The organism is Chitinophaga sp. 22308, from assembly GCF_052045305.1.
Lineage (GTDB): Bacteria > Bacteroidota > Bacteroidia > Chitinophagales > Chitinophagaceae > Chitinophaga > Chitinophaga varians_A.
The window spans coordinates 958,914-982,976 of sequence record NZ_JBQEOP010000002.1; the positions used below are offsets into that span (position 1 = coordinate 958,914).

At 52.0% G+C, this 24,063-nt stretch carries 21 protein-coding genes; 8 read left to right on the forward strand and 13 right to left on the reverse strand.

Annotation, left to right across the window (positions count from 1 at the left end; translation table 11 throughout):
* The first annotated feature begins 84 nt into the window (after window positions 1–84).
* On the forward strand, window positions 85–702 hold the full coding sequence (locus ACTJJS_RS10775) for an HPP family protein (protein ID WP_440663685.1): 618 nt from the start codon (window positions 85–87) through the stop codon (window positions 700–702).
* On the opposite strand, the gene ACTJJS_RS10780 is transcribed toward ACTJJS_RS10775, so the two are convergent.
* The 5 genes from ACTJJS_RS10780 to ACTJJS_RS10800 form a co-directional block, all read right to left on the reverse strand.
* The gene (locus ACTJJS_RS10780) at window positions 699–2,144 is read right to left on the reverse strand and encodes a c-type cytochrome domain-containing protein (protein WP_440663686.1); all 1,446 of its coding nucleotides are present in this window, start codon (window positions 2,142–2,144) and stop codon (window positions 699–701) included. The genes ACTJJS_RS10775 and ACTJJS_RS10780 overlap by 4 nt on opposite strands.
* A complete protein-coding gene (locus ACTJJS_RS10785; protein WP_440663687.1) occupies window positions 2,144–3,058 on the reverse strand; it encodes a twin-arginine translocation signal domain-containing protein in 915 nt (304 codons plus the stop codon). The genes ACTJJS_RS10780 and ACTJJS_RS10785 overlap by 1 nt, the downstream gene beginning before the upstream one ends.
* A 16-nt stretch (window positions 3,059–3,074) precedes the next feature.
* Window positions 3,075–4,565, reverse strand: a complete 1,491-nt coding sequence (locus ACTJJS_RS10790; protein WP_440663688.1) for a DUF1501 domain-containing protein — start codon at window positions 4,563–4,565, stop codon at window positions 3,075–3,077.
* An 8-nt stretch (window positions 4,566–4,573) separates the two neighbouring features.
* On the reverse strand, window positions 4,574–7,294 hold the full coding sequence (locus ACTJJS_RS10795) for a DUF1553 domain-containing protein (RefSeq protein WP_440663689.1): 2,721 nt from the start codon (window positions 7,292–7,294) through the stop codon (window positions 4,574–4,576).
* A gap of 84 nt (window positions 7,295–7,378) precedes the next feature.
* On the reverse strand, window positions 7,379–8,266 hold the full coding sequence (locus tag ACTJJS_RS10800; protein WP_440663690.1) for an AraC family transcriptional regulator: 888 nt from the start codon (window positions 8,264–8,266) through the stop codon (window positions 7,379–7,381).
* Between the two features lie 172 nt (window positions 8,267–8,438).
* Here ACTJJS_RS10800 and ACTJJS_RS10805 point away from each other — a divergent pair, with 172 nt between their 5' ends.
* Window positions 8,439–11,594 carry a glycoside hydrolase family 2 TIM barrel-domain containing protein gene (locus ACTJJS_RS10805; protein ID WP_440663691.1) on the forward strand — a complete coding sequence of 1,052 codons (3,156 nt, stop codon included), beginning with the start codon at window positions 8,439–8,441 and terminating at the stop codon, window positions 11,592–11,594.
* Window positions 11,595–11,646: 52 nt separating this feature from the next.
* Here ACTJJS_RS10805 and ACTJJS_RS10810 read toward each other — a convergent pair whose 3' ends face one another.
* Entirely contained in the window at window positions 11,647–12,636 is a 990-nt protein-coding gene (locus ACTJJS_RS10810) for an aldo/keto reductase (protein WP_440663692.1), read from the reverse strand.
* Between the two features lie 100 nt (window positions 12,637–12,736).
* Window positions 12,737–13,639, reverse strand: coding sequence for a helix-turn-helix domain-containing protein (locus tag ACTJJS_RS10815; RefSeq protein ID WP_440663693.1), 903 nt, complete (start codon window positions 13,637–13,639; stop codon window positions 12,737–12,739).
* A gap of 120 nt (window positions 13,640–13,759) precedes the next feature.
* Between ACTJJS_RS10815 and ACTJJS_RS10820 the strand changes: the two genes are divergently transcribed.
* Window positions 13,760–14,692, forward strand: coding sequence for an alpha/beta fold hydrolase (locus ACTJJS_RS10820; protein ID WP_440663694.1), 933 nt, complete (start codon window positions 13,760–13,762; stop codon window positions 14,690–14,692).
* 89 nt (window positions 14,693–14,781) lie between these two features.
* The gene (gene dinB / locus ACTJJS_RS10825) at window positions 14,782–15,894 is read left to right on the forward strand and encodes a DNA polymerase IV (protein ID WP_440663695.1); all 1,113 of its coding nucleotides are present in this window, start codon (window positions 14,782–14,784) and stop codon (window positions 15,892–15,894) included.
* A gap of 23 nt (window positions 15,895–15,917) precedes the next feature.
* On the opposite strand, the gene ACTJJS_RS10830 is transcribed toward dinB, so the two are convergent.
* Window positions 15,918–16,310, reverse strand: a complete 393-nt coding sequence (locus tag ACTJJS_RS10830; protein ID WP_440663696.1) for a contact-dependent growth inhibition system immunity protein — start codon at window positions 16,308–16,310, stop codon at window positions 15,918–15,920.
* Between the two features lie 45 nt (window positions 16,311–16,355).
* On the opposite strand from ACTJJS_RS10830, the gene ACTJJS_RS10835 reads away from it, so the two are divergent.
* The gene (locus ACTJJS_RS10835; RefSeq protein ID WP_440663697.1) at window positions 16,356–17,285 is read left to right on the forward strand and encodes a GlxA family transcriptional regulator; all 930 of its coding nucleotides are present in this window, start codon (window positions 16,356–16,358) and stop codon (window positions 17,283–17,285) included.
* A 68-nt stretch (window positions 17,286–17,353) separates the two neighbouring features.
* Complete coding sequence (locus ACTJJS_RS10840; RefSeq protein WP_440663698.1) at window positions 17,354–18,109, forward strand: DJ-1/PfpI family protein; 756 nt, start codon at window positions 17,354–17,356, stop codon at window positions 18,107–18,109.
* Window positions 18,110–18,254: 145 nt separating this feature from the next.
* On the opposite strand, the gene ACTJJS_RS10845 is transcribed toward ACTJJS_RS10840, so the two are convergent.
* The 3 genes from ACTJJS_RS10845 to ACTJJS_RS10855 all read right to left on the reverse strand — a co-directional run bounded on the left by ACTJJS_RS10845 (window position 18,255) and on the right by ACTJJS_RS10855 (window position 21,319).
* On the reverse strand, window positions 18,255–18,557 hold the full coding sequence (locus tag ACTJJS_RS10845; protein ID WP_168872952.1) for a hypothetical protein: 303 nt from the start codon (window positions 18,555–18,557) through the stop codon (window positions 18,255–18,257).
* 75 nt (window positions 18,558–18,632) lie between these two features.
* Window positions 18,633–19,469, reverse strand: coding sequence for an ankyrin repeat domain-containing protein (locus tag ACTJJS_RS10850; RefSeq protein WP_168872953.1), 837 nt, complete (start codon window positions 19,467–19,469; stop codon window positions 18,633–18,635).
* A gap of 89 nt (window positions 19,470–19,558) precedes the next feature.
* Window positions 19,559–21,319 (reverse strand): ABC transporter ATP-binding protein, encoded by a 1,761-nt coding sequence (locus tag ACTJJS_RS10855; protein WP_440663699.1) that lies wholly within the window; start codon window positions 21,317–21,319, stop codon window positions 19,559–19,561.
* A gap of 66 nt (window positions 21,320–21,385) precedes the next feature.
* On the opposite strand from ACTJJS_RS10855, the gene ACTJJS_RS10860 reads away from it, so the two are divergent.
* Window positions 21,386–21,904: a DUF4251 domain-containing protein gene (locus ACTJJS_RS10860; RefSeq protein ID WP_440663700.1), complete on the forward strand. Its 519-nt coding sequence runs from the start codon at window positions 21,386–21,388 to the stop codon at window positions 21,902–21,904.
* A 58-nt stretch (window positions 21,905–21,962) separates the two neighbouring features.
* Here ACTJJS_RS10860 and ACTJJS_RS10865 read toward each other — a convergent pair whose 3' ends face one another.
* On the reverse strand, window positions 21,963–22,436 hold the full coding sequence (locus ACTJJS_RS10865; protein ID WP_440663701.1) for a GNAT family N-acetyltransferase: 474 nt from the start codon (window positions 22,434–22,436) through the stop codon (window positions 21,963–21,965).
* A 59-nt stretch (window positions 22,437–22,495) separates the two neighbouring features.
* Between ACTJJS_RS10865 and ACTJJS_RS10870 the strand changes: the two genes are divergently transcribed.
* Window positions 22,496–23,116 carry an HAD family hydrolase gene (locus ACTJJS_RS10870; protein ID WP_440663702.1) on the forward strand — a complete coding sequence of 207 codons (621 nt, stop codon included), beginning with the start codon at window positions 22,496–22,498 and terminating at the stop codon, window positions 23,114–23,116.
* A gap of 126 nt (window positions 23,117–23,242) precedes the next feature.
* Here the strand turns inward: ACTJJS_RS10870 and ACTJJS_RS10875 are convergent, their stop codons facing one another.
* The gene (locus ACTJJS_RS10875) at window positions 23,243–23,779 is read right to left on the reverse strand and encodes a TlpA family protein disulfide reductase (RefSeq protein WP_440663703.1); all 537 of its coding nucleotides are present in this window, start codon (window positions 23,777–23,779) and stop codon (window positions 23,243–23,245) included.
* Window positions 23,780–24,063 lie beyond the last annotated feature (284 nt).

The window sequence follows — 24,063 nt, forward strand, 5'->3', positions numbered from 1 at the left end:
TCTTGCTGATAGGGGATTTGACGGGAGATGACATATCTTTGCGGCGGAAAAACAAGTCCCGAGGGGCAAGCTGACAGTAGTAAAATGTTATCTGTACAAGAAAGGAAAGCCGCACACCGCGAACATCATCAAAAAACAAAATTCATCAGACTACGCCGTGGTATACGGGTAGCCCGCTATGTTATATATCGGGAGACGCTGATCGATAAGAAAAATATTTATTGGTCATTTATCGGCGCTTTTGCCGGTATTGCCTGCGTTGGGCTGCTCAGTCATTTTTATCTCCCGGTGAAGGACAACCTGTTTCTGATAGGATCTTTCGGCGCATCGGCGGTATTAATATACGGTCATACCCAAAGCCCACTGGCACAGCCGCGTAACCTGGTGGGAGGGCATCTGTTAAGCGCCCTGGTGGGCGTAACGGTCCGTTACCTGGTACCATGGCCGGAATGGGAGTGGCTGGCCTGCGCATTGGCTGTGGCGGTATCGCTGGTGGTGATGCAGGTGACAAAAACGGTGCATCCGCCGGGAGGGGCTACGGCATTGCTCGCGATCGCCGGTTCACCGGCCATCCGGAAGCTGGGCTTCTGGTACGTGTTGTCGCCGGTGGCTTCCGGAGTGGCCATACTGCTGCTGATAGCGGTGATCGTCAACAATATGACCGACATCCGGCAATACCCTGATAAGAGTAAATGGTTTTAAACAGTTTTCTTTTTATAGATAATGGTATCTGATGCCAGCTGCTCCAGCCGGTAACCGCCGGTATCGATACGCAGTTTGGGCAGTTGCTGCTGCAGCTGCCGCAACGTGTTGGCGTCAGCGTTAGCCTGGTATAAATACAGCTGCTGTAGTTTTTTATTCTTCCCCAGTGTATTCAGGAAAGCGGGCGTACAGGCGGTGCCGCTCAGGTTCAGGAACCGCAGCTCCTGGCAGCCTGCCAGCGGCGTGGCCGCGGAACCTTTGACAGCCGTATGTTTCAGCTCCAGCCGCGTAAGGGCGGTCAGCTGACCGATAGCAGGCAACGCCGCATCGGTGATGCGGGTGCCGGACAGGTCCAGCCACACCAGCTGTGACCGCAACGGGTGCAACAACGTCATGTCTGCGTCGCTGAAGCCGGCCGCGTTGATACACGTAACGGAAACAAAAGGACTGTTGGCCGCTACCGGCAACACTTTCACGCCTTTGGCCTCCAGGGCCGCCACACTCTTTTTATCCGGCGCAGACGGCGCTGCGTCCGGCACAAACTCATTGTGGTCCAGCGCTTTGCCCGGCGTCATGGCTTCCAGCACCAACTGTATACGTGGGGTGGGCTTCAGTTCTTTTACCGTTTTACCAGTAGGCGCGCCCTGCGCTATCCACCAGTAAAGCAGTTCTACCTCGCGGGGGGCCAGCTGGGGCTTGCCTTTAGGCGGCATCCGGTGCTCGTCGTTGTCAGACAGCACCAGTCTTTTGAACAGCTCACTTTCTTCCGGCATACTGTCTTTTAATACCGGTCCGTGTTCTCCGCCCTGGCGGATCAGTGCCGGCGTCTCCAGGCGTAGCCCTCCTTTTAGTTTCTGCGCATTGTGACAGCCGTAGCAACGGGAGGAAAGTACGGGCGCCACGAGGTCTTCGTATATCCGTGCATCGGCTACGTTCGTATAGGCAGGCGCGTTATCAGCTGTTTTGGGTTTGCCGCTGAAAGCCTGTAAAGCGGGCGGCATAGCCTGCACAAGATAGTCGTCTCCATGCGTGAGCGACCCGCCATAGTGGCCTGCGGCGGACACCAGTACCAGCACCACTGCCAGCAACGGCAGCTGTAACCGTACCAGCCGTTTGCCGGCAGGGACAACGCACAGCAGGTACAGCAGGGTGCTGCTAACGGCTACGCCTATACCCAGCCACAGGTGAGTGTTCAACAACTGTTCGTCGTAACCGCCGTCGAGCGATAGCAGGTAACCTGCCACGCAGCTGGCGACGGCCGAGAGGGCGGCTGTCAGCAGTAACAACGGCAGCGCGGCCCGCAGGCCGGCGCGCTTGCTGCTGCGTGACAGCAACGCCAGTATAAAAGCGATGATCAGGATACCTATCGGCAGGTGTACGATCAGCGGATGAATCCTGCCAATGAATAGATTCCAGTTTCCGGTTGCGGCTAATATCTTCATTACTTCCCGTAGCGCTGTTTGAGTTGATGCATCATAAATACGTTAATGTCCCACTGATTGCCAAGCGGCTGCCGCGTATAGGGCAGCGTGGGCATATAGTCGGCCGGGCCAAACTCGGTCAGTATGGTAAGCGGCTTGCCTGCTTCCTGGTGGCGGCGCACTACCTGGTCCCACCAGTTGAAATGCGCCTGCACGGCTTTCCCCCATTCAGGTGCCCGGGGATCATTGACCTGCGGCCCTTCGGGGTGACCGATACGCGCGTGTATATGTCCTGCGCGTTCCAGTGCTTTGTTCACCGTTTCGGCCTGGTCTTCCAACAGCGACTCATGCACGTTGCACCAATGGGAGATATCGAGCGTCAGGCGCAGGTCGGGCTTCTTCTCAATGAACTGGCGCGCTATATGCGCGGCAAACAGCATACGGGAGCGGTGTGTTTCGTGGTAGATGGGAACGCCGTTGCGCTGCGTGATACGCGTGCTGATATCAATGAGGGCGGCGTTCTGCTCGAAGGTGAAATAGTCTTTGCCGGATTGTGTGTTGATGTATAGCGGCCGTGGACCGGTGCTGGTGGCGGCAGAGAGATTGGCTTCAAACTGATTGGCATGTTTCGTATAGTCGCTGTCGTGACCACCGGCGAGGTAGCCTACCTGCAGTTTGTATTGATCGAGGGCGGCGAACAGCGCCTGTTGCGCTGCTTTGTCCTGCGGCCACCATAGCTCGATGCCGTCGTAACCGGCGTCTTTGGCATCGCGACAAAAGTCACCGATACTGCCAGGGTATCCCCAGTTGGTGGCCATGACGGTCAACCGGTAGCCATTGGCTGGCCGGGCTGCAAAGGAGGGAAGGGAGGAGAGGGCCAGTGCGCCGCTCATAACGGCAGACTGCCGGAGGAAATTTCTTCTGCTGGTATGCATTGGTTGATTTTAAATATTAACCCAGAATCGGTGTGATCACATGCCCGCCTACGTCAGTCAGCCTGAAGGGGCGGCCCTGGAACTGATAGGTCAGCTTCTCATGGTCAAATCCCAGCTGTTGCAGGATAGTGGCGTGTATATCGTTGATGGCCACTTTGCCTTTAATGGCGGCGTAACCTATTTCATCTGTTTCTCCCCAGGTAAATCCTTTTTTAATGCCGGCGCCGGCCATCCACATGGTAAAGGCTTCTACGTGGTGGTCGCGGCCCAGGTAAGGGGTGTCTTTGCCGTCACGGTTTTCCTGCATGGGCGTACGGCCAAATTCACCGCCCCATACTACCAGCGTTTCGTCAAGCAGTCCGCGTTGTTTAAGGTCTTTCAGCAGTGCGGTAATAGGGCGGTCTATCTCGCGGCATTTGTTACGGAACCCGTAATCAATGGCCAGGTTCTCGTCGGTACCGTGGCTGTCCCAGCCCCAGTCGTACAGCTGTACGAAACGTACGCCTTTTTCTACCAGTTTGCGGGCCAGCAGGCAGTTGTTGGCGAAGGACTCTTTGCCGGGCTGCGTGCCGTACATCTCATGAATATATGCCGGCTCTTTGTTGATGTCCATGACATCGGGAACAGAGATCTGCATTTTGTAGGCCAGCTCGTACTGCGCAATGCGGGCCACTGTTTCGGGGTCGCCGAAACTTTCGTATTCCTGTCGGTTGATATCGTTGATGGCTTCGATGGACTGTTTGCGAAGGTTACGGTCCATTCCTTCAGGGTCTGTGAGGAACAGCACGGGATCGCCTTTGGTGCGGCATTGCACGCCCTGGTACACAGATGGCAGGAAACCGCTGCCCCACACGCTTTTGCCGGCATCGGGCGTTTTACCGCCGGAGGTGAGCACCACAAATCCGGGAAGGTTGCTGTTTTCCGTGCCGAGGCCATAGGTCACCCAGGAACCGATACTGGGCCTGCCGAGCCTGGCGCTGCCGGTCTGCATCAGCAACTGCGCAGGACCGTGGTTGAACTGGTCGGTCTGCACGGCTTTGAGAAAGCTCACTTCATCAGCCATGGTGGCGAAATGCGGCAGATGGTCGGATACCCATGCCCGTGATTCGCCATGTTGCGCAAATACGGCCTGGGGCCCCAGCATTTTAGGGACGCCGCGGATGAAAGCGAATTTTTTTCCTTCCAGCAGGGACTGCGGACAGAGCTGGTTATGCAGCTTTTGCAGGTCTGGTTTATAGTCGAACAGTTCCAGCTGTGAAGGTGCGCCGGCCATATGCAGGTAGATCACGCTTTTGGCCCTGCCGGGAAAATGCGGGGCACGGGGCGCCATAGGGTCGGCACTGAAATCCGGTTGTTTGACGGAACTGCTGCCGCAGCTGGTCAGGAAAGAGCCCAGTGCTGCCGCGCCAAGACCGGTCACGCAGTCCAGCAGAAAATGCCGGCGGGTGACGAAGCGCAATGTTTCTTCATTGGCTTCCCGAAGTAGTTTATCGTGCAAACGTGACATATCGTTAGTTATGATTTGATCAGAAATTCATCGAGGTTCATAATAGCATTGGCCACTACCGTCAGCGCGGCCAGTTCGGCCAGCTGTGGCGGCGCGTCCTTGCATTGCAGCAATGCTTTTGCATCGGAAGGGGATTTTTTATACTGCTGCAATGCCTGGTTGTACAGCCTTTGCAGTACCGCCAGTTTGTTATCGGTCAGCTGCCGGCATACTGCTGTCTGGTAACCCCAACGGATACCCGCAGCGGCGTCGTTGTTGTTGTTGCGTTGCATATTCTGTGCAAGCGCGCGGGCGGTTTCCACGTACACCGGGTCATTGAGCGTCACCAGCGCCTGCAGGGGCGTGTTGGTCCGGATACGCCGTTGCAGGCATACTTCGCGGCTGGAACCGTCGAACGTGATCATGGACGGGTACGGACTGGTACGTTTCTGGAACACATAGATAGCGCGGCGGTATTGGTTGCCATCCTTTGCCTGGTTCCAGTATTCTCCGCTCCATACGCTTTGCCAGATGCCTTCCGGCTGGTACGGCATGATAGCGGGACCGTGCATATTACGGTTCAGCAGCCCGCTCACGGCCAGCGCCTGGTCTCTCACTTCTTCGGCGGTGAGCCTGAAATGCGGGCCCCTGGCCAGCAGGCGGTTGGCAGGGTCTTTCTCCTGTAATTCAGGAGTAGTGGCGGCGTCCTGCTGATAGGCGGCTGATAACACGATTTCGCGCAACAGTTTTTTGGTGCTCCAGCGGTATTGATGAATATACTGGTAAGAGAGCCAGTCCAGCAATGCGGGATGGGAAGGCAGGAAGCCCTGTGTGCCAAAGTCTTCCACGGTTTCCACGATACCGGTGCCGAATATTTGTTCCCATAGACGGTTGACCATCACCCTCGCTGTGAGCGGATTGCCGGGATCGGTGATCCATTCGGCCAGCCCGAGGCGGTTGCGTGGGGCTTTGGCAGGGAAAGGATTCAGGGAGTGCGGTACGTCCGGGGTAACGGCCTTGCCTAACACGAGCCAGTTGCCCCGTTCAAAAATACGGGTGGTGCGCTGCATGGCCGGTGGGTTTTCTATCATCACCGGGATGTCCTGTGGTTGCGTGTTCACCAATGCCAGGAGCTGGTTGTTGATGGAATCATAGCCGGGTTGCCCTTTACCTGGCAGGTCGTCACGGAAGGCGAACCATTCTACCATACATACCGGGTCGTTAGGCTTCAGTGAAGCGTTGCGGAACTTCAGGTACAGGTCATGTCTGCCGGTAGTGGGTTTCAGCGGGATGGAAATCACCCGGCGGTCGTTGGTGGGCGCCAGTGCCTGCGTGAAATACACCGGGCCGTTGAGGCTGTCCAGCCGGCATTCCAGCGTGCCGCCTTTGTTGCCGGTCCAGTAGTTCATCAACAGCTGTGTTTTACCGCCAGTAGCCTGTGCAGGAAGGCGGCAGCTGCCGTTGTGGCGCACGCCCAGGTATTTGGTATCATACAAAGCGCCGTTCACGTAGTTGTCGCAGTCGTGCGCATGTACTTTAGGCTCCAGCACTTTCATGAACTGCTGTACATCGGCCACCTGTGCGGTGTTGCCGTGTTGTTGCACCCATTGGCTGATACGGTTCACCTCTGCGAGGCCAATACTGTCGTACAGGCGCAGCTTGGGGTGTTCCATGTGGGTATCTTCATCACGGGTATTGTTCATGAAGGCGAGCAGCTTGTAATAATCTTCAAACCGGAATGGGTCGTAGGGATGGCTGTGACATTGCACGCAGCCGATGGTGACGCCCTGCCATACGTCCATGGTGGTGCTCACACGGTCCATAACGGCGGCGGTGCGGAACTCTTCGTCCTGTGTGCCGCCTTCGTCGTTGGTCATGGTATTGCGGTTGAAAGCTGTCGCTATCAGCTGGCTGTTGGTTGGATGCGGGAGCAGGTCACCGGCCAGTTGCGCGATGGTGAAGCTGTCGTACGGCATGTCCTGGTTAAACGCGTCGATGACCCAGTCACGATAGCGCCAGATATTCCTGCTGGCATCTCTTTCATAGCCTTTGGTGTCGGAATAACGGGCCAGGTCCAGCCACATGGAGGCCCAGCGTTCGCCATAATGCGGGGACTGCAGCAGGGAGTCGACGATACGTCGATAGGCAGCGGGACTGTGGTCTGCCTGGAAGGCCGCTGCCATGGCTGGTGTGGGCGGTAAGCCGGTCAGGTCGAGACTGACGCGGCGCAGCAGTGTCATCGGGTCTGCCTGTTTGGAGGGCTTCAGTCCTTCGTGTTTGAGTTTTTCTACAATAAACCGGTCGATATCATTTCCGTTCTCGACGTTGATATCCGGCACCGGAACGGGTTTCAGGGGAACATAAGCCCAGTGTTCGCCCCATTCGGCGCCTTCTTTTACCCAGCGGGTGAGGACTTCCACTTCCGCAGCGGTGAGCGGCTCGCCTTTCTGTGGCATCCGTTCTTTAGGATCTTTACAGGTCAGGCGGCGGATAAATTCGCTTTTCTCCGGGTGACCGGGGATGATGGCGGGTTTACCGGATTTGGTGTTGCCAAGGGCTTCTTCCCGGAAAAGGACGCTGAAGCCGCCGCTTTGTTTAACGCCGCCATGGCAGCTGATACAGTGTTTGTTGAGTATAGGCTTGACTTCCGTGCTGAAGTCAGTGCGCTTGCGTGAATGGCAGGCTGTCACCACCATACCGGCAACAACGGACAGCAGCAGGGCTGCCCTGAACGTGGATGTAGAGCGCATGTGTTTTTTTCATTGAACCACTGTAAAAGTAATCGTCTGCCGGTACTAAGCGGATAGAGGATCTGCGGAATTTGATGGATTATTTTACGGTTCCTGTTTTTTGGTGCGGTACTGCGCTGGTGAAATACCCATTACTTTGGTAAACAGCCGGGAGAAATAATAGGGGTCTTCCATGCCCAGCAGCGACGCGATCTCTTTTACCCGCAGATGGGTGAAATGCAGGTACTGACAGGCTTTCTGTACTTTCAGGTGATTAAAATATTCGATCGGTGAATACCCGGTATTGCTTTTGAACAAAGTAGAGAAATGGGAGATGGACAGGTTGATGGACCGCGCCATCTGTTCCAGCGTCAGCATACGGTCCAGGTGCTGGTTCATATAGTCGATGGCGTTATCTATAGTATCCTGCCCTGCCTTTGTTTTCCCCGGGAGATAGGCGCTGGGATAGATACACGAAGCGAGGAAAGCCCAGAAGCTCATGCTGGCATACACCAGGTTCTCCGTGCGGTAGCCTCTTTCCAATTGTTGGTAGATATTATCAAACAACGCCAGCCGCTCTTGCGCATGTGGCAGATATGTCTGGTGGCTGCCAGGCTGTTGCATGGCGGTATGCACGATCGCATCAGCGGTATGGCCGGCAAAGTGTGCCCAGTAGATGGTCCACGGATCTGATTCATGCGCCTGGTAGGCGTGGGGCGAGCCCTTCGGGATGATGAAACAGTCGCCCGCCTTGATGGGATGGTCTTTTTTATTGGTCCGGATAGTGCCGCGGCCTTCGGTACAGTAGATCAGGATATGCTCCGGCGCGCCGTTGGGGCGTTTACGGTAGTGGAACTTCGCTTTGGGATAATAGCCGATGTCCGTGATGTACATCGTCTGCATCACCGGGTCGGCGGCGCATTTCTCCTGCAAAATATTGCGGGGGATGACGATAGCGCGCTGACCTTTGAAGCCTTCTCCTTTTCTGATCATGTAAGCGGGATTTCTTTCCGATAAAAGTAAGAAAATCCATCAGGGAAAGAAAGGTTGTTCGGTAAATCGGTCACCGTCTGCATTATCCTCCGTTCCCGTTCGTGTATTTGTTTACGTTTTTAAATATAATTACACGTACTTTATACGCTTATTATCATCGTAGCACAGAACAATGAAAAAAAGATTACTTACCCTGGCGCTTACCGCTGCCGCCACGGCAGGGTGGGCGCAACAGCTTCCATCGGAATTACAGACGCCGGAAGTAGTGTCCGTAAACCGCCTGCCCATGCGGGCTTCCGCCTTTGCCTTTGAAAACAAAGTATTGGCCGGCCAGCGTGATAAAACCAAATCAGGAAACTTCCTGTCGCTCAACGGTACCTGGAAATTCAACTGGGTACAGGACCCGCGTAAACGTCCGGTCGATTTTTACAAACCGGATTTTAACGACAGCGGATGGGACAATTTCAAAGTGCCCGCCAACTGGGAAGTAAACGGGTATGGCCTGCCTATTTATGTCAACCATCCGTATGAGTTTACCGGCCGTGCTAAAATGGGCGCCGCTTTAAAACCTCCTTACGATATTCCGGAAGACAACAACCCGGTGGGATCTTACCGGAAAAAATTTGACCTGCCGAAGGACTGGGACGGTAAACAGGTATTTATTCATCTCGGCGCCGTTAAATCTGCCTTTTTTATCTGGATCAACGGAGAGAAGGTAGGCTATAGCGAAGACAGCAAATTGGCCGCTGAATTTGACATTACCCGTTTTGTAAAACCCGGGCAGAACGTAGTCGCATTACAGGTTTACCGCTGGAGCGACGGCTCCTACCTGGAGTGCCAGGACATGTGGCGTATCTCCGGTATCGAACGCGAAGTATTCCTGTACGCTACGCCCAAACTGGACATGCGCGATTTTAAAATCGCCGCGTCACTGGATAAATCTTATGCCAACGGCGTGTTAGACATCAACCTGGAAGTCAGCAACTACAGGATAGACAAAAAAACAAACCACAGTAAACCGGACACTTTCGCGGTGGCCATGGAACTGGTGGACGCCACCGGCAAAACAGTGCTGAAAGAAGAAAACAGTGGACTGAAACCCGTACTGGGCAACTATAAAACTAATATACAGTTTCATCAGGAAGTACTTGGCGTACAAAGCTGGTCGGCCGAAAAACCATATCTCTACACGCTTTACCTGACACTGAAAAACAAGGCCGGTGACGTGCTGGAAGTAGTGCCGCAACGCATCGGTTTCCGCAGCATCGAGCTGAAAGACCGCAATTTCCTGGTCAACGGAAAACGGGTGTTCCTCAAAGGGGTGAACCGCCACGAGCACAACGCCACACAAGGCCACACGCTCACCCGCGAAGACATGCGCAAAGACATGGAGATGATGAAACAGCTCAATGTGAATGCCGTACGTCATTCGCACTACCCTCCGGACCCTTACTGGATGGAACTTTGCGATGAATACGGCCTGTACGTGATCGACGAAGCCAACATCGAATCACATGGCCGCTACTACGATCTCGCCTATACGCTGGCCAACGACAAACAGTGGCGCACGCCGCATCTCGAAAGAGTACTGCGTATGTACGAACGCGATAAAAACCATCCCAGCGTAGTGACCTGGTCACTGGGCAACGAAGCAGGCAACGGTACCAACTTCTATGAAGCCTACGACTGGCTGAAAGCGCACGATACACGCCCCGTACAGTATGAACGCGCTGAAATGGATTATAATACCGATATCATCGTGCCGCAATATCCCGACCCTGACTGGCTCGTAAAATATTCCGGCCGCAATCCTGACCGCCCGATGATCATGAGCGAATATGCCCATATCATGGGCAACAGCCTCGGTAACTTCCAGGAATACTGGACCGCTATCGAGAACCATCCTTTCCTCCAGGGCGGCTTCATCTGGGAATGGATCGACCAGGGAATTGATACCGTGAAGAATGGTAGGCGGATACTCGCCTATGGCGGCGACTTCCCGCTGAGTGGCCCGGTGAACGAGACTTTCAGCGATAATAATTTCTGCGTGAAAGGCGTGGTGACCGCCCATCGCGGGCTCACCCCCATGGCGATAGAAGTGAAGAAAGTGTACCAGCATATCAAAAGCAGCTATGATGGCAACAATACGGTAACCGTTCGCAACGGCTATTTCTTCCGGGACCTGGCCAACTACCAGCTCAACTGGGAACTGCTGGAAGATGGAAAGATCATCGAAAAAGGCGCCGTAAAAGCGTTGTCTGTGGCCCCGCAACAAACAGCGGCCATCCACCTGCCGGTGAAAAGCACTGTGCGCGCAGGAAAAGAATATTTCCTCAATGTGCGTTATGTCCTGAAGCAACAGGAGCCTTTCCTGCCTGCCGGTTTTGAAATAGCCGCGGAACAATTTGCCTGGGGCAAAGGTGAGGCAGTAGCGCCTGCGGCCATCCAACCGGGACAGCTGACACTGCAACAGGAGGCGGGCCACGCGGTGATCAAAGGCAACGGCTTCTCCGTGAGCTTCAACCTGCAACAAGGCGCCCTTGAGAAATACGAACTGAAAGGGGAAGAACTGCTGAAAGGCAGCCTGCAGCCTGCTTTCTGGCGTGCGCCTACCGACAATGACATCGGCGCAGGTTTTAACCACTCCCTCCGCAAATGGCGCAACGCCTATGCTGACGGTAAACTGCTGGAAGCTGCGGTCAACAAAACCGCCAACGGCTATGAAGTAGTCCTGAAAAAAGAAATCGTGGACGGGGATGCAGTAGTGACGCAAACCATCGCAGTATACGGCGATGGCAGCCTGAAAGTGACCAACGGCTTCGCTGCCGTAAAAGGCAAACACACGCTGCTCCTGCGCCTGGGCAACGATCTGCAGCTGCAACAGCAGTTTAGCCAGATCGATTTCTACGGCCGCGGCCCATGGGAAAATTATTGGGACCGGAAAACAGCTTCTTTCGTCGGCATTTATCATCAGTCTGTTGATCAGCAATATTTCCCGTATGCAAGGCCACAGGAAAGCGGCAACAAATCAGATGTACGCTGGGTGGCCATGACCAACAAAAAAGGCAAAGGCCTCCGCTTTGAATACGCCGACAGCCTGCTCAATTTCTCAGCGTTGCCTTACAGCCTGAACGACCTCGATCCGGAAGCAGACAAAAAACAATACCATTCCGGTGAACTGGTGGCAAGGCCTGAAATCTACATGCACATTGACCTTCAGCAGTCCGGCGTACAGGGCATCGACAGCTGGGGCGCATGGCCGCTGGAACAATACCGGATACCTTTCCACAATCAGGAATACAGCTTCTGGATAAAACCAGTTATGTGATCATCTCCTTATAAAAAAATGCGCCACTTTTATAGTGGCGCATTTTTTTTGATCATTCGGCTGTCAATGTCCGTAGCCGCGCAAGGTCTTCATCAGTACGGTTGCCGTGAATTTGTATTGTCGACAGGGCTGTTTCAATGGCGGCAAACTCATCACGGGAGAGCGTTACCGCCGCGGCGCCAAAATTTTCGTGTATCCTTTCCCGGTTGCGTGATCCAGGGACCGGCACCATGAAATCTTTTTTATGCAGCATCCAGGCCAGTGAAATCTGTGCCGGCGTGGCATTTTTTTCCTTGGCAAAATGATGTAGCAGGTCCAGCAATGGCTGGTTGGCTTTGATGTTGTCTTTGTTGAAACGGGTGATCACCCTCCGGGCATCGATGCCTTTGAAAGTGGTGTCAGCACTGATTTTGCCGGAGAGAAAACCGTTGGCCAAAGGGGAGAACGGAACAAAGCCAATGTTCAGCGCTTCGCAGACAGGGATCACGTCGGCTTCAAATTGCCGCTCCATAATAGAGTATTCACTTTGCACAGCGGTGAGTGGCGTAACAGCGTGCGCTCTCCTGATCTCTTCCGCTGTGGCCTGTGACTGGCCCCAGCCGCGTATTTTACCTTCCTGTATCAGTTCACCCATTACCCAGGCGATATCTTCTACCGGTATGTCTTTGTTGACACGGTGCTGGTAATACAGCTCCACATGATCGGTGCGCAGCCTGCCAAGCGACTGCTCCAGTTTCCCTTTAATATGGCGGAACAGGTTTTCTTTTGAATAATGGCCGATATCGCTTTTCTCTATCATAAATTTGGTGGCCAGCGCTACGTTGTTCCGCACGTCCTGCAATGCTTCGCCGATCAGGGCTTCATTGGCGCCCATGGCGTATCTTTCTGCGGTGTCAAAAAGCGTATAGCCGAGGTCGTAGGCGTAACGGAGCAGACGTAAGGCTTCTGCTTTGTCCGGTGCGGCGCCATACCCCATGCTTAGCCCCATGCATCCGTAACCGATGGCCGATACTTCGAGGTCCCTTAATTTTCTTGTTTTCATGCTTGTTCGATTTTTTAATGGCACAATGGCTGATCGATAAGCAAAGGTCATTTGCCGGCGGGCCGGGGAAAAGCGAAATTCAAACCATCTGTTTTAAAATTCAAACATTCCTGAATTTCTGAGGGGAGATACCCGTTTGTTTTTTGAAGAAGGCGTTAAAATGCGCGGGCTCCAGGAAACCCAGTGCATAGGCTATTTCAGCCACGCTCCAGCTGCTTTGTTGCAGCAGCGATTTAGCTTCGCTGAGGCAACGGGCAGCGATAAGGTGGGAAGTGGTATGACCGGTCACTGCTTTCAGCGCCCGGTTGAGGTGGTTGACATGGATATTCATATGCCGGGCAAAATCGGCAGCAGAGCGAAGGGATACCTGTTGTGTGGTATCGTCAATCGCGTAATGTTGTTCCAGCAGCGTGGTAAAAAGCGTGGCAATCCTTTCTGCCGCATTGTGTGGCGGTTTGGCCTGCGTGGCTGCACTGAGCTGCGTTTTCAGCGCAAAGTGAATTAATTCCAGCGTGAGGTTTCTCAAGACATCGTATTTGTACACATAGTCAGAGGCTTTCTCTTCCAGCATGCGCTGAAAAATGTTTTCCACCTGATTCACCTGCTCATCTGTCAGCTCGAAGACGGGTGTGCCGCCCGGCTGGTAAACGGGGTATTCATACAGGTTACCATAACGATGAAAAAAATGCTGGTTGAAGACGATACAAAAACTGTTGTTCACCTGTGACTGGTCCCCGCTGCAGGGTATCTGCGGATTCAGGAAAAGGAGCGCCTGTTTTTTGATCTGAATTGTTTTATCGGCAAACTGTACTTCACTTTTACCGCGGGAAAGGCTGATCTTATAGAAGTCCCGTCGCCGGTAGGCGGCAGGATGGGGCAGAGGATGGCCGGTGGTGTAATCGGTCTTGAATATATCAAAATGTCCTGCCCCGCGGCGGAGGTTTTCAGGCGTCCGTCCGATTTTATCCCTGTAAAAAATTTCCAGTGTTTCTATTTTGACCATCCCTTAAAATTACACATTTCAAATGACACAGGTCGCATTTGACCCGGTAGAAAGTCGCATACATACAGCACATTGCAACCGGATGTTGCAGACATTTGTACCATCACAAAACAACATCGTATGAAGCACCTGATCATCTTTTTATCGTTTGTAACTATAATGTTCGTGGCCTGCCGGCAATCACCGAAAGACAAGCAAACCACCACCAACAACATGCCCAAAGATACTGTTGCCAAAGACAGCATCAAACCGACAGAGAGCGGTTATGCGGATGTGAACGGACTGAAGATGTATTATGAAGTCTACGGCAGCGGCAAACCACTGGTGCTGTTGCATGGTTCCTTTATGAATATTCCCATGAACTGGGCGCACATTATTCCTGTGCTGGCTAAAGACCGGAAAATAATTGTGGCTGAAATGCAGGGGCACGGCCGTACAAAGGATATCCCGCGCAAATTCAGCTATGAGGCAATGGCGGACGATGTGTCCGGTCTGCTGAAGCACCTGAAGGTAGACAGCGCGGACGTGGCCGGGTACAGTATGGGCGGCGGTATTGCTTTTCAGTTTGCCATACGCCATCCGGAGCAGTTGCGCAGGCTGGTGATTTTGTCGGGCACCTATGCGCATAACGGCTGGTGGCCCGATGTGGAGGCCAGCTTCGCTACTATGAACGCAGATATGTTCAAAGGTTCTCCGATAGAAAAAGCCTATCTCAGCTACGGTAATGATTCGGCGCAGTTTCCTGCGTACATCAAAAAGGTGTTGAGTATAGACGCGGTAAAGTACGACTGGACCAAAGAAGTGAAAAATATCAAAGCGCCCATATTTATGGCCATTGGTGACGCAGACGGCGTGCGGTACGAGCATGCGCTGGACCTGATCAAAGCCAAAGGCGGCGGGAAAATGGGAGATATTCACGGGCTGCCGCAGTCCCGGTTGGCCATCCTGCCGGGCACTACGCATATCGGTATGATGATCCATGCAGACTGGTGGATACCGATGGTGAAAGACTTCCTGGACAGCGATCTGAACGCGGCTCCTCCTATGTTTTAACTATACGGAAAACACGGCTGAATAACAGGCTGCTGAAACGGTTCAGCAGCCTGTTTTGTCGTATCTTTACGGTGCCTGCGGAAGAACAAATGGAACAGACCGAAAATAACATACAACGTAAGATTATTCACATCGATATGGACGCATTTTATGCGTCGGTGGAGCAGCGTGACAACCCGCAATACCGTGGCAAAGCGATCGCGGTGGGCGGGTCTCCGGAGGGGAGGGGCGTAGTGGCCACCGCCAGTTATGAAGCGCGGAAATATGGCATCCGGTCGGCCATGTCGTCCAGAAGGGCGTTGCAGTTATATCCGCAGCTTATTTTTGTTCGTCCCCGTTTTGATGCTTACAAGGAAGTGTCCCGCAGGATACGGGAAATTTTTGCACGTTATACCGATCTGATAGAACCGTTGTCATTGGATGAAGCCTACCTGGACGTGACGGAAGATAAATTGAACATAGGTTCCGCCATTGACATTGCGCGGCAGATCAAAATGGCTATCCGGGAAGAGCTGCAGCTGACGGCTTCCGCCGGTATTTCGGTGAATAAGTTTGTGGCGAAGATCGCTTCCGACCTCAATAAGCCGGACGGCTTCACGTTCATCGGCCCGTCGGCAATTGAAGCATTTATGGAGCAGTTGCCCGTAGAAAAGTTCCATGGCGTGGGCAAGGTGACTGCCGATAAAATGAAGCGGATGGGGCTTTTTACCGGTGGTGATCTGAAGAAGTTGACGGAGCAGGAGCTAAAGCAATATTTCGGCAAGGTGGGTACTTTTTATTATCAGATAGTGCGGGGAATAGACCACCGGGCGGTGCAACCGCACCGCGAAACCAAATCATTGGGCGCAGAAGATACCTTTCCCCACGACCTGACGGTCCTGGAAGACATGCATGCAGAGCTGGAAAAAATAGCCCGCACCGTTTACGGCAGGTTGGAGCGCTACAGTCTGAAAGGGCGTACCGTTACACTGAAAATCAAGTACAGCGATTTTAGGCAGATCACCCGCAATCAGTCCTTCCCTTATCCGGTAGGAGACCTGGACACAATATTGCACACGGCCAAACAATTGTTGGCAGCTACCGGGCCGGAAGATAAGCAGATACGTTTGTTGGGTATAACGTTGTCTAATTTCGGAGAAGCGGGTCCTGTTTCGGATAAGCCTGTTAATCCACAGTTATCACTTTTCGATTTTGAGGGATGATCTTGTCCTGTAGAACTACCGGCTTACGATTGCCAATAACCGGGTAAATCAATCTCAGATGCTACTTCTACTGCGCGTGACTGGATCATCTGTTTCATGTCATGATGCAGCTCCTGATGTTCTTCCCAGAACGGCGGGGGAACGTCCAGTACATTTTTTAACAGATCGCCCGGGTACAGGTCTGCTTCCACCAACAGATCGTCCTTCAGTTTTTCGATGGCCAGGGGTACCAGATAATTTGGATTAAAGGCTTGACCTATCAATACCCTTAGGTCGCTGGCTGTTAACTTAATGACGGGCACTTTGCTGAGGGCGATGCACCTTTTTGTGAGTACGGAATCTTCTGTGGCGGGTTCCCAACGTTTGTTTTCTAATTGTTCCAGAGATTTGTATCTCCAGACATCTTTCCTGTTCATATTACCTCTCGTAACTTTTTGTCAATAATATACTAATTTCGTCAGATGATACCCAATCGTGTCATATTTTTTCTTTTCGACGGGGTGCATCTGCTGGACCTGGCGGGCGCGGTGACCGTATTTGTGGAGGCCATCTGCTGCGGCCAGTCCTATGAACTGCGATATGTTTCTCCTTATCCACAACCTGGTACTTCCTCCGGTTTAGGCTTCGCTTCAGTAGACCCACCCACTTCCGTGACGGTGACAAAGGAAGATATCCTGATCGTTGCCGGAATGGACCTGCGGCGGTGGGACCGTGCGGACGACGCCTTGTGGGTTCCCTGGTTACAGGCTGCTGCCGCCAGCGGAGCTACCATCTGCTCTGTTTGTACTGCGGCCTTCGCATTGGCCGCTGCCGGTTTGCTTGACGGGCAGCAATGTACTACCCACTGGGCTCAAACAACTTCCTTACAACAGCAATTTCCGCGCCTGAAGGTGGTGGAAAACAGATTGTTTGTTAAAAGCGGCCGTATCTACACTAGTGCCGGTATCGCTACCGGTATTGATATGGCGCTGGCTCTCATTGAAGAACGTCATGGAATAGCATTTGCCAGTCTGTTGGCAAAAGTACTGGTTGTGCCCATGCGTCGTGATGGTTCCTCTCCGCAAGATAGTATCTTTCTGCAAAACAGACAGCATATAAATCACCAGGTACATGCGGTACAGGACTATATTATCTCCCATCTCCACCAAAAACTGACGATCGGGGAACTGGCAGAGCAGGTGTTTATCAGTCCCCGTAACCTGACCCGCCTGTTCAAATCCGCCACTGGCACTACTATCGGCGACTATATCCAGAAACTGCGGAAGGAAAAAGCCATACTTTTGTTAAAATCCGGCCAAAAGGTGGCCTGGGTGGCCAAAGAGTGCGGTTTCAAAAGTCCCAACCAACTCCGCCGGTTGGTCCGGCCAAAAAAATCCGTCGAACTGGCCTGATCTGTTGCCTCGTTGTCCCGATTTGATACTGCCTGCTTCCTAGCTTTGCGATATAAATTCTTGATTTCATGAAACAGCTGCTGTTAATGCTCCTGCTGGCGCCATGCCTGCTTTTTGCGCAGGACCAGGCAAAATATGTCTGTCCTCCCTGCGGTCCCTGCGACACCATCATCTTTCATAAGCCCGGAAAATGTCCGCATTGTGGTATGAAACTTATGAAAAAAGACACCGCGGAGAAACGCATGAGTGTTTGTTTCCTCCTGTACGACGGCATCGAGATCCTCGACTTTGCCGGTCCGCTCGAGGTATTTACAGACGCAGGCTTCCAGGTTTTTACCGTAGCAAAGGAAAAGAAACCGGTCATCGCCCAGGGAGTACTCAAAGTACTGCCGGACTACAGCCTCGCAGACGCCCCGCCGGCCGATATGCTCGCGGTCTTTGGCGGTAATGCCGGCCCCACCGCGGAAGACCCCGAAGTGATGGCATGGATAAAATCCCGCGACAAAAACACGGACCGCTATTTCACCGTATGCACCGGCGCTTTCATTCTCGGTAATGCAGGCCTGCTGGACAATCAAACGGCTACCACCTATCACGACCAGATTGATAACTTACGGAAAAAACTGCCCCGTACCAAAGTGCTGGACAACGTCCGCTATGTGGACAATGGCCGCATCATCACTACTGCCGGCATCTCGGCCGGAATAGACGGCGCACTGCATATTGTAGCCAAACTGAAAGGAGAGGAAGAAGCGCTTCGCGTAGCCCGTGTGATGGAATATGATAAGTACGTGCCCAACCAGGGACTGGTAGTCAAAAAATAATTACGAATTACGAATTACGAATTACGAATTACGAATTACGAATTACGAATTACGAATTTAGGGCTTCTATACAGCAAGGTTACTTAAATAACCTTCCAACAGGAAGTCCTCAATTCGTAATTCGTAATTTGTAATTCGTAATTAATTACTGGTATTTAGGCAATACCATCGTTTTTACAATGGTATGCGCCACCAGCGACAATACCAGTGACAATACGATCAACAAAGATGACTTCATCGGTGTGTCAAATACATCAATCACACCGGAAACAGATTTGCCTGCAAAGAGCAGGGTAATGATACACGCCAACACACCGGTGATCCACAGGGTGATATGTGACCACAGGTATTTTGTTTTCTGGAAACCTTTTTTGCCAAAGGAGGTAAAGAGAAGTCCAACGTGGGCCACGAAAAACGCGGCGGCAAGGAAAGTCAGGGTAGAGAGCATTTTTGGTCTTTTTTGGATTTTTTGGGAAATGGTCAATACCAACAATATACAATATTAATTGAATATAAAAAACCTTCACCCTGCTTCTCCGTATTTTGTCCGTATCTGTGAAATGTGTTCGGCGATCATATGCAGCCGGTAATAATACTTCTCAAAAATATCATCGTACATCCGGTGGCGGTTCACTAAAAAAGCGTTGAGCGATTCATAAATATATTCTTCAAACGTACTGTGCTCGCTGACTTTAATCACCACTTCTGACACAGGTTCCAGGCTGGTGGCGAATTTGGTTTTTACCTGTATGTCGGCCATGCCGGTGATCATGATTTTATAGAGGTTGGGCGCCTTGGCGAATGGTACATAATGAATAGCTGTCAGCCCGTTTTCATCATATACATATTTGCGTACATTTTCAGCCAGCAGAAATTCGATCACCTCCCGGTTGCTGTTATGCCGCGTGGCCAATGACAGCGGCGTGTCCAGGCTGTCCAGCACAAAATCGAAATGGATATTATGTCGTATCAGGACCAGCAGCATGTCGGTGATGGCCGTAAGCCGGTGTTGCTGAAAGATATACGCAATAGCATAAAGGTAATCCGGGCTGTCTATGCGCAGCGTGGCGCCTTTCTTCAGCGCATACTCCACCGCCATGGGTTTGTTGGCCCCCACGGCACAGAAGATGATCGGGATCATGCCTTCCTTTTTATAGTGGATGTCTGCGCCACCTTCTTCAATCAATAGTTCAGCCGCTTCAAAAAAAATTTCCTGGTACTCCAGCAGCTCGCATAACAGTTCTGACAATTCCCGCCGGTTGAAGGACTGCAAATGCCGTCTCAATAAGGTGATCACTTCGTCCGGGTTCTCGCTTGTCCTCAGTTTGCGTTTTAAGTCGTACAGCGAAATTTCCTGCATATGTTCTCATAGGGTGATAGATAGGCTGGGAGAGAACCTCCATAGGATGAAAAAACGGCTGCAATGATAATAAATATTAGTTAAAAAAATTATTTGTTTTCCTGATGCTTCCATAATTCCTGAAAAACGGCGCTATGGTCGCGCAGTTCCCGGAAGTTACCTGCCGCCACCACACGGCCCTGTTGCAGTACGTAGATATAATCGAACTGCGGCAACAGGTGCAGGCGGTGCATCGCCGACACGATCGCTTTATCGGCGAAGGTCTGGAACATCTTGCTGTAGATCATCGCTTCTGTCTTCGGATCTACGCTGCTGGTCGGTTCGTCCAGCAGGATAACGTCGCTGTCGCGTGCAGCGAGGATACCCCGCGCCAGCGCCAGCCGCTGTTTCTGTCCGCCGGAAAGGTTCACGCCTTTTTCCCGGATATCGGACTCCAGCCCGCCGGGCAGCAGGGCCACCACTTCCGAAAAGTGGGCCGCTTCGCATACCTCCATGATCTCTTCGTTGCTAAACGGCAGTCCCAGGGTAACATTATACGCAATGGTGTTTTCAAAAATTTCCGGCTCCTGGGGGAACAGCGTCACGCTTTCATGGATGGTGGCTAACGGGTACGCCTCTCCGTTGACCGCCACCTGCGTGCCTTCTTCGGGTTCGTACAGCCCCCTCAGTATGGCCAGTAGCGTGCTTTTGCCGCTGCCGCTTTCCCCGATGAGCGCTATCTTTTTCCCTCTGCCTATCTGTACCTGCAACTGGTGCAGGCTTTGCGGGGCATGCCCTTCGTCATAGGAAGGCAGGTGGGAGAAATTAAGCTGACTGATATCAATAGTTTGCCAGTTGACCGGCAGTTCGGGCGCAGCATCGGCCCGGTGATGCTCTTTATAGGCATCGCTGATATTGGTGGCGGTTTCCACGGAAGTATTGTACTGCACAATATCCGTATATTGCCAGGCTACGTCCTGGAACACGCTGGTGAACTGGTTTACGTATCCGAGCAGCGTCACCAGTCCGGCCACATAAAACAGCTCTCCCGGCACCCAATGCTGGAACACATAACCGATGGTGATCACACAATATATCACGGTGATCATCATTTCTGCCACAAACCATTTCCATTCGTTGATGACTACATTTTTCCGGAAGGAAGGCCATATGCGGGCGATCTTTCCCAGCAGGCCGCTCTCCATGCTTTTCTCCAGCCGGAGCGTGATCACGGTCATGATATTGGACAGACTGTCAAACAGCGTTGCTGACACCACGTGTTCTCCTTCATTGATTTCCTCCAGTGTGCGGATATATGGCTTGTCAAACAGCACGAGAAAATACACGCAGCCAATGCCCAGTACCACACCGATGGCGCCGTACAGCGGGGAGAAGTACAACATGGCCCCCAGTGAAAAAAACAGCTTGGACAGGGCATGGAGGTACATAAACCCGCGGGAGAAAAATTCCTTCAGGGCCTCATATCCTTTACGGATACGGTTAATGACACTGCCGCTGTGATTGTCCTGGTGCCATTTTACAGGCAGGTGTAGCGCCTGGTGGTAACGTTCCTGCAGGAAATTGCGGCTCAGGCGGAAGGAGAGTCCCTGTTCCATCACCCGGGCAGGCCCGTGGAAGGCCCATTCCAGCAGCTTCAGCCCCAGGTAACCGCCGGCAAACAACAGGGTGTATCGGGGCAGGTTGGCGGTATCCTGTTGCACCCGGCCAATAAACCACCCGAATAACAAGGGGTTCAGCGAAAAACAAACATTGGCCAGTATGAACAGCAGGTACACCAAAACGTATTTTTTACGTTCTTTTCGCGCATATTTCCAGGCGGTCTTTAACAACGAAATGTAAGGGTTGGGCATGGTCCGGGTTTAGAGTTTAGATCTGGTACGATATTCGTACTTTATAGTGATGTAAATCTTTATATTATGAAAAGTTCATTTGCAGCAAAAGCATTGTTCTTCCTCTCCCTTTTTTCCTTCCTTTTCACAGGTAGCTACGCTCAGACAAAAGCCCAGCAAAAAGCTGCCAGAGAAGCCGCCAAAGAAGCCGCTGTAAAGGCGATGGTAGACAGTAAAACCTACGTGTTCATCCCGCAGAGCGTGTCTCCCATGAGTGGCCGCGTAAGACAGATCACGCCGGATTTTAACCTGGTCGTCACCCCGGACTCGATCGTCAGTTACCTGCCTTATTTCGGCCGGGCCTATTCCGCACCGTATGGCTCTACTAAATCACCACTGGATTTTAAAACCAAAGACTTTCAATATTCTTCCAATCCCCGCAAAAAAGATGGTTGGGACGTCAACATCAAACCTGCTGACAAGGACATACAGAATATAAACGTGACCATCACCAGCAGTGGTTATGCTACCGTACAGGTGACCAGCAATAACCGCCAGCCGATCACTTTTAACGGATATATACAGGAATTGAAGGACAAGAAATAATTTGCCAGGCAACGAATTGGTTATTTAAAAACGATGGAAGTATTATCTTCCCTCTATTTTAAATAACCAATTTTTTTGTCATTTCGTAGTTGTTGAGCATGACCCCATCAATATCCACTGTTTGTGCCTTTACTACCTCAAATCCCATTTTTTCAAAAAAAGGTTTCGCTGTAATGCTCACATAGGCGGTCAGTGCCGGCAGCTTTAATTCCTGCGCTTTATGAATAATCTGTTCTGCCAGTAAAGTGGCTACTCCCTGCCGCTGAAAATCCTTGTGCACAAACATCATGTCAAACTCCCCGTCATCTTCCAGCGAGGCGAAACCGGCAATCACTTTCTCCGGCGTTTCCGCCACATAAAAATGCTGGGTGTTGATGCGCCTCTCCAGCGAAGAAAGTCGGTTGCCCCGGCCGGACCATGCTGCTACCTGTTCAGGATTGTAATCTTTGCCGTTCACCGCACGGATAGTGCCCTGGAAGAGGTCACGCAGGGCCAACATATCGCTGACATCGGCTTTCCGTATATTCATCATGTGGAGCGGGTTTAAACAGGAGATAGCTTATATTAGCCGTACAAATTTACTAGATTCCGATGGAGAACCAAACACCAATCACCACATTATTCCTGGATATTGGCGGCGTACTGCTGACCAACGGGTGGGACCGCAAAGCGCGCAAGCTGGCGGTGGAGACTTTTCAGCTGGACGCAGCGGAAACAGAAGAGCGCCACCACCTTACCTTTGACACCTACGAGGTGGGTAAACTGACGCTCGATGAATACTTTAGCAGGGTCGTGTTTTATGAAGACCGCTCTTTCACCCGGCAGCAGTTCCGCGATTTTATGTTTGCCCAGTCAGCTCCCTATCCGGAGATGATTGAACTGGTAACGCGGCTCAAAGAAAAGTATAGACTGAAGATAGCCATCGTCAACAACGAAGGGCGGGAGCTCAATGAGCACCGCATTCATTATTTCGGTATCTCGAAATTTGTGGACTTTTATATTTCCTCCTGTTTTGTGCATTTCCGTAAGCCGGATGCGGACATTTACCGCATAGCGCTGGATATTGCGCAGGTGGCGCCGGAAGAAGTGGTGTACCTGGAAGACCGCTCCATGTTTGTGGACGTGGCCAACGGCCTTGGCGTCAATGGCATCTGCCACCATGCGTACGATACCACTGTGGCGGCGCTGGAGAAATTCGGATTGCGGCTGTAGGCTGTTTATGACCGCGTGTTTTTTGAGAAGCGCTACATCTAAAGGAGCCGCAATTATCTTCGTTGCGGCTCCTTTAGTTATAGTCAGGGGAAGATTAATTTTTATGTAAAACGGCTAGGACGCTTTTCACTTCAGCTTTTCATCGAGCACCAGGAGCATCCTTTCAAATTCTTCCTGATTATACCCCGAAGACTCCCAGATTACTTTTCCGGTTTCATCAAGAATCATATTGCGGGGAATGTATGCCGTAGCAAATTTTCCGAAAACGTTTCTGTTTATGTCCGGTAGCAGGGGATAGTCCACTTTCATTTTGCCCTGGAATTCATTTACTTCCTTCCAGTTATGCTCTCTGCCAAACGCCAGGAACACAAACCGCGGATTGTCCTTGTGTGCCTTCCATACTTTTTCATTCAGGTATGGCATCTCAGCCCGGCAAGGGCCACACCAGGTGGCAAAGAAATTAATGAAGACTATTTTTCCCTTGTAATCCGCAAAACTATTCGTTTTACCAGGGGCCGTTTCAAACAAAACTGCCGGGGCCTGGTCTCCGGTGTGTATTAATGTTGTAGTGTCGGAGGAACTAAGCTGTCGGCCATATGCCAGAGAAACGGAGAAGATGCCGGCGATGATAAATATTAATCTCGGGAGGATGTTACGATTCATTTTGGATATGTTTGGGTGTGTCTTTATACAATATACAATAAATGTACTGACTTTCCTGTGCTGAGTTTCCCGGGGCTCACGCCCGGGGCTGCGTTGTTGTCCAGGTTCATATGTCCGCGGCTCAAAACGTCTGTTATAGGGTGGTTCAACTGTTATCAATCAACCTACAGGCGTAAAATACCTGGCGTTGTTGTTCGCATCATTCCTGTTGATGCCTGCATGTTTTTGTTTCTCCTGACCTTCTGGTTGTTGTTTTAGTTTGATGCCTGCATGTTTTTGTTTCT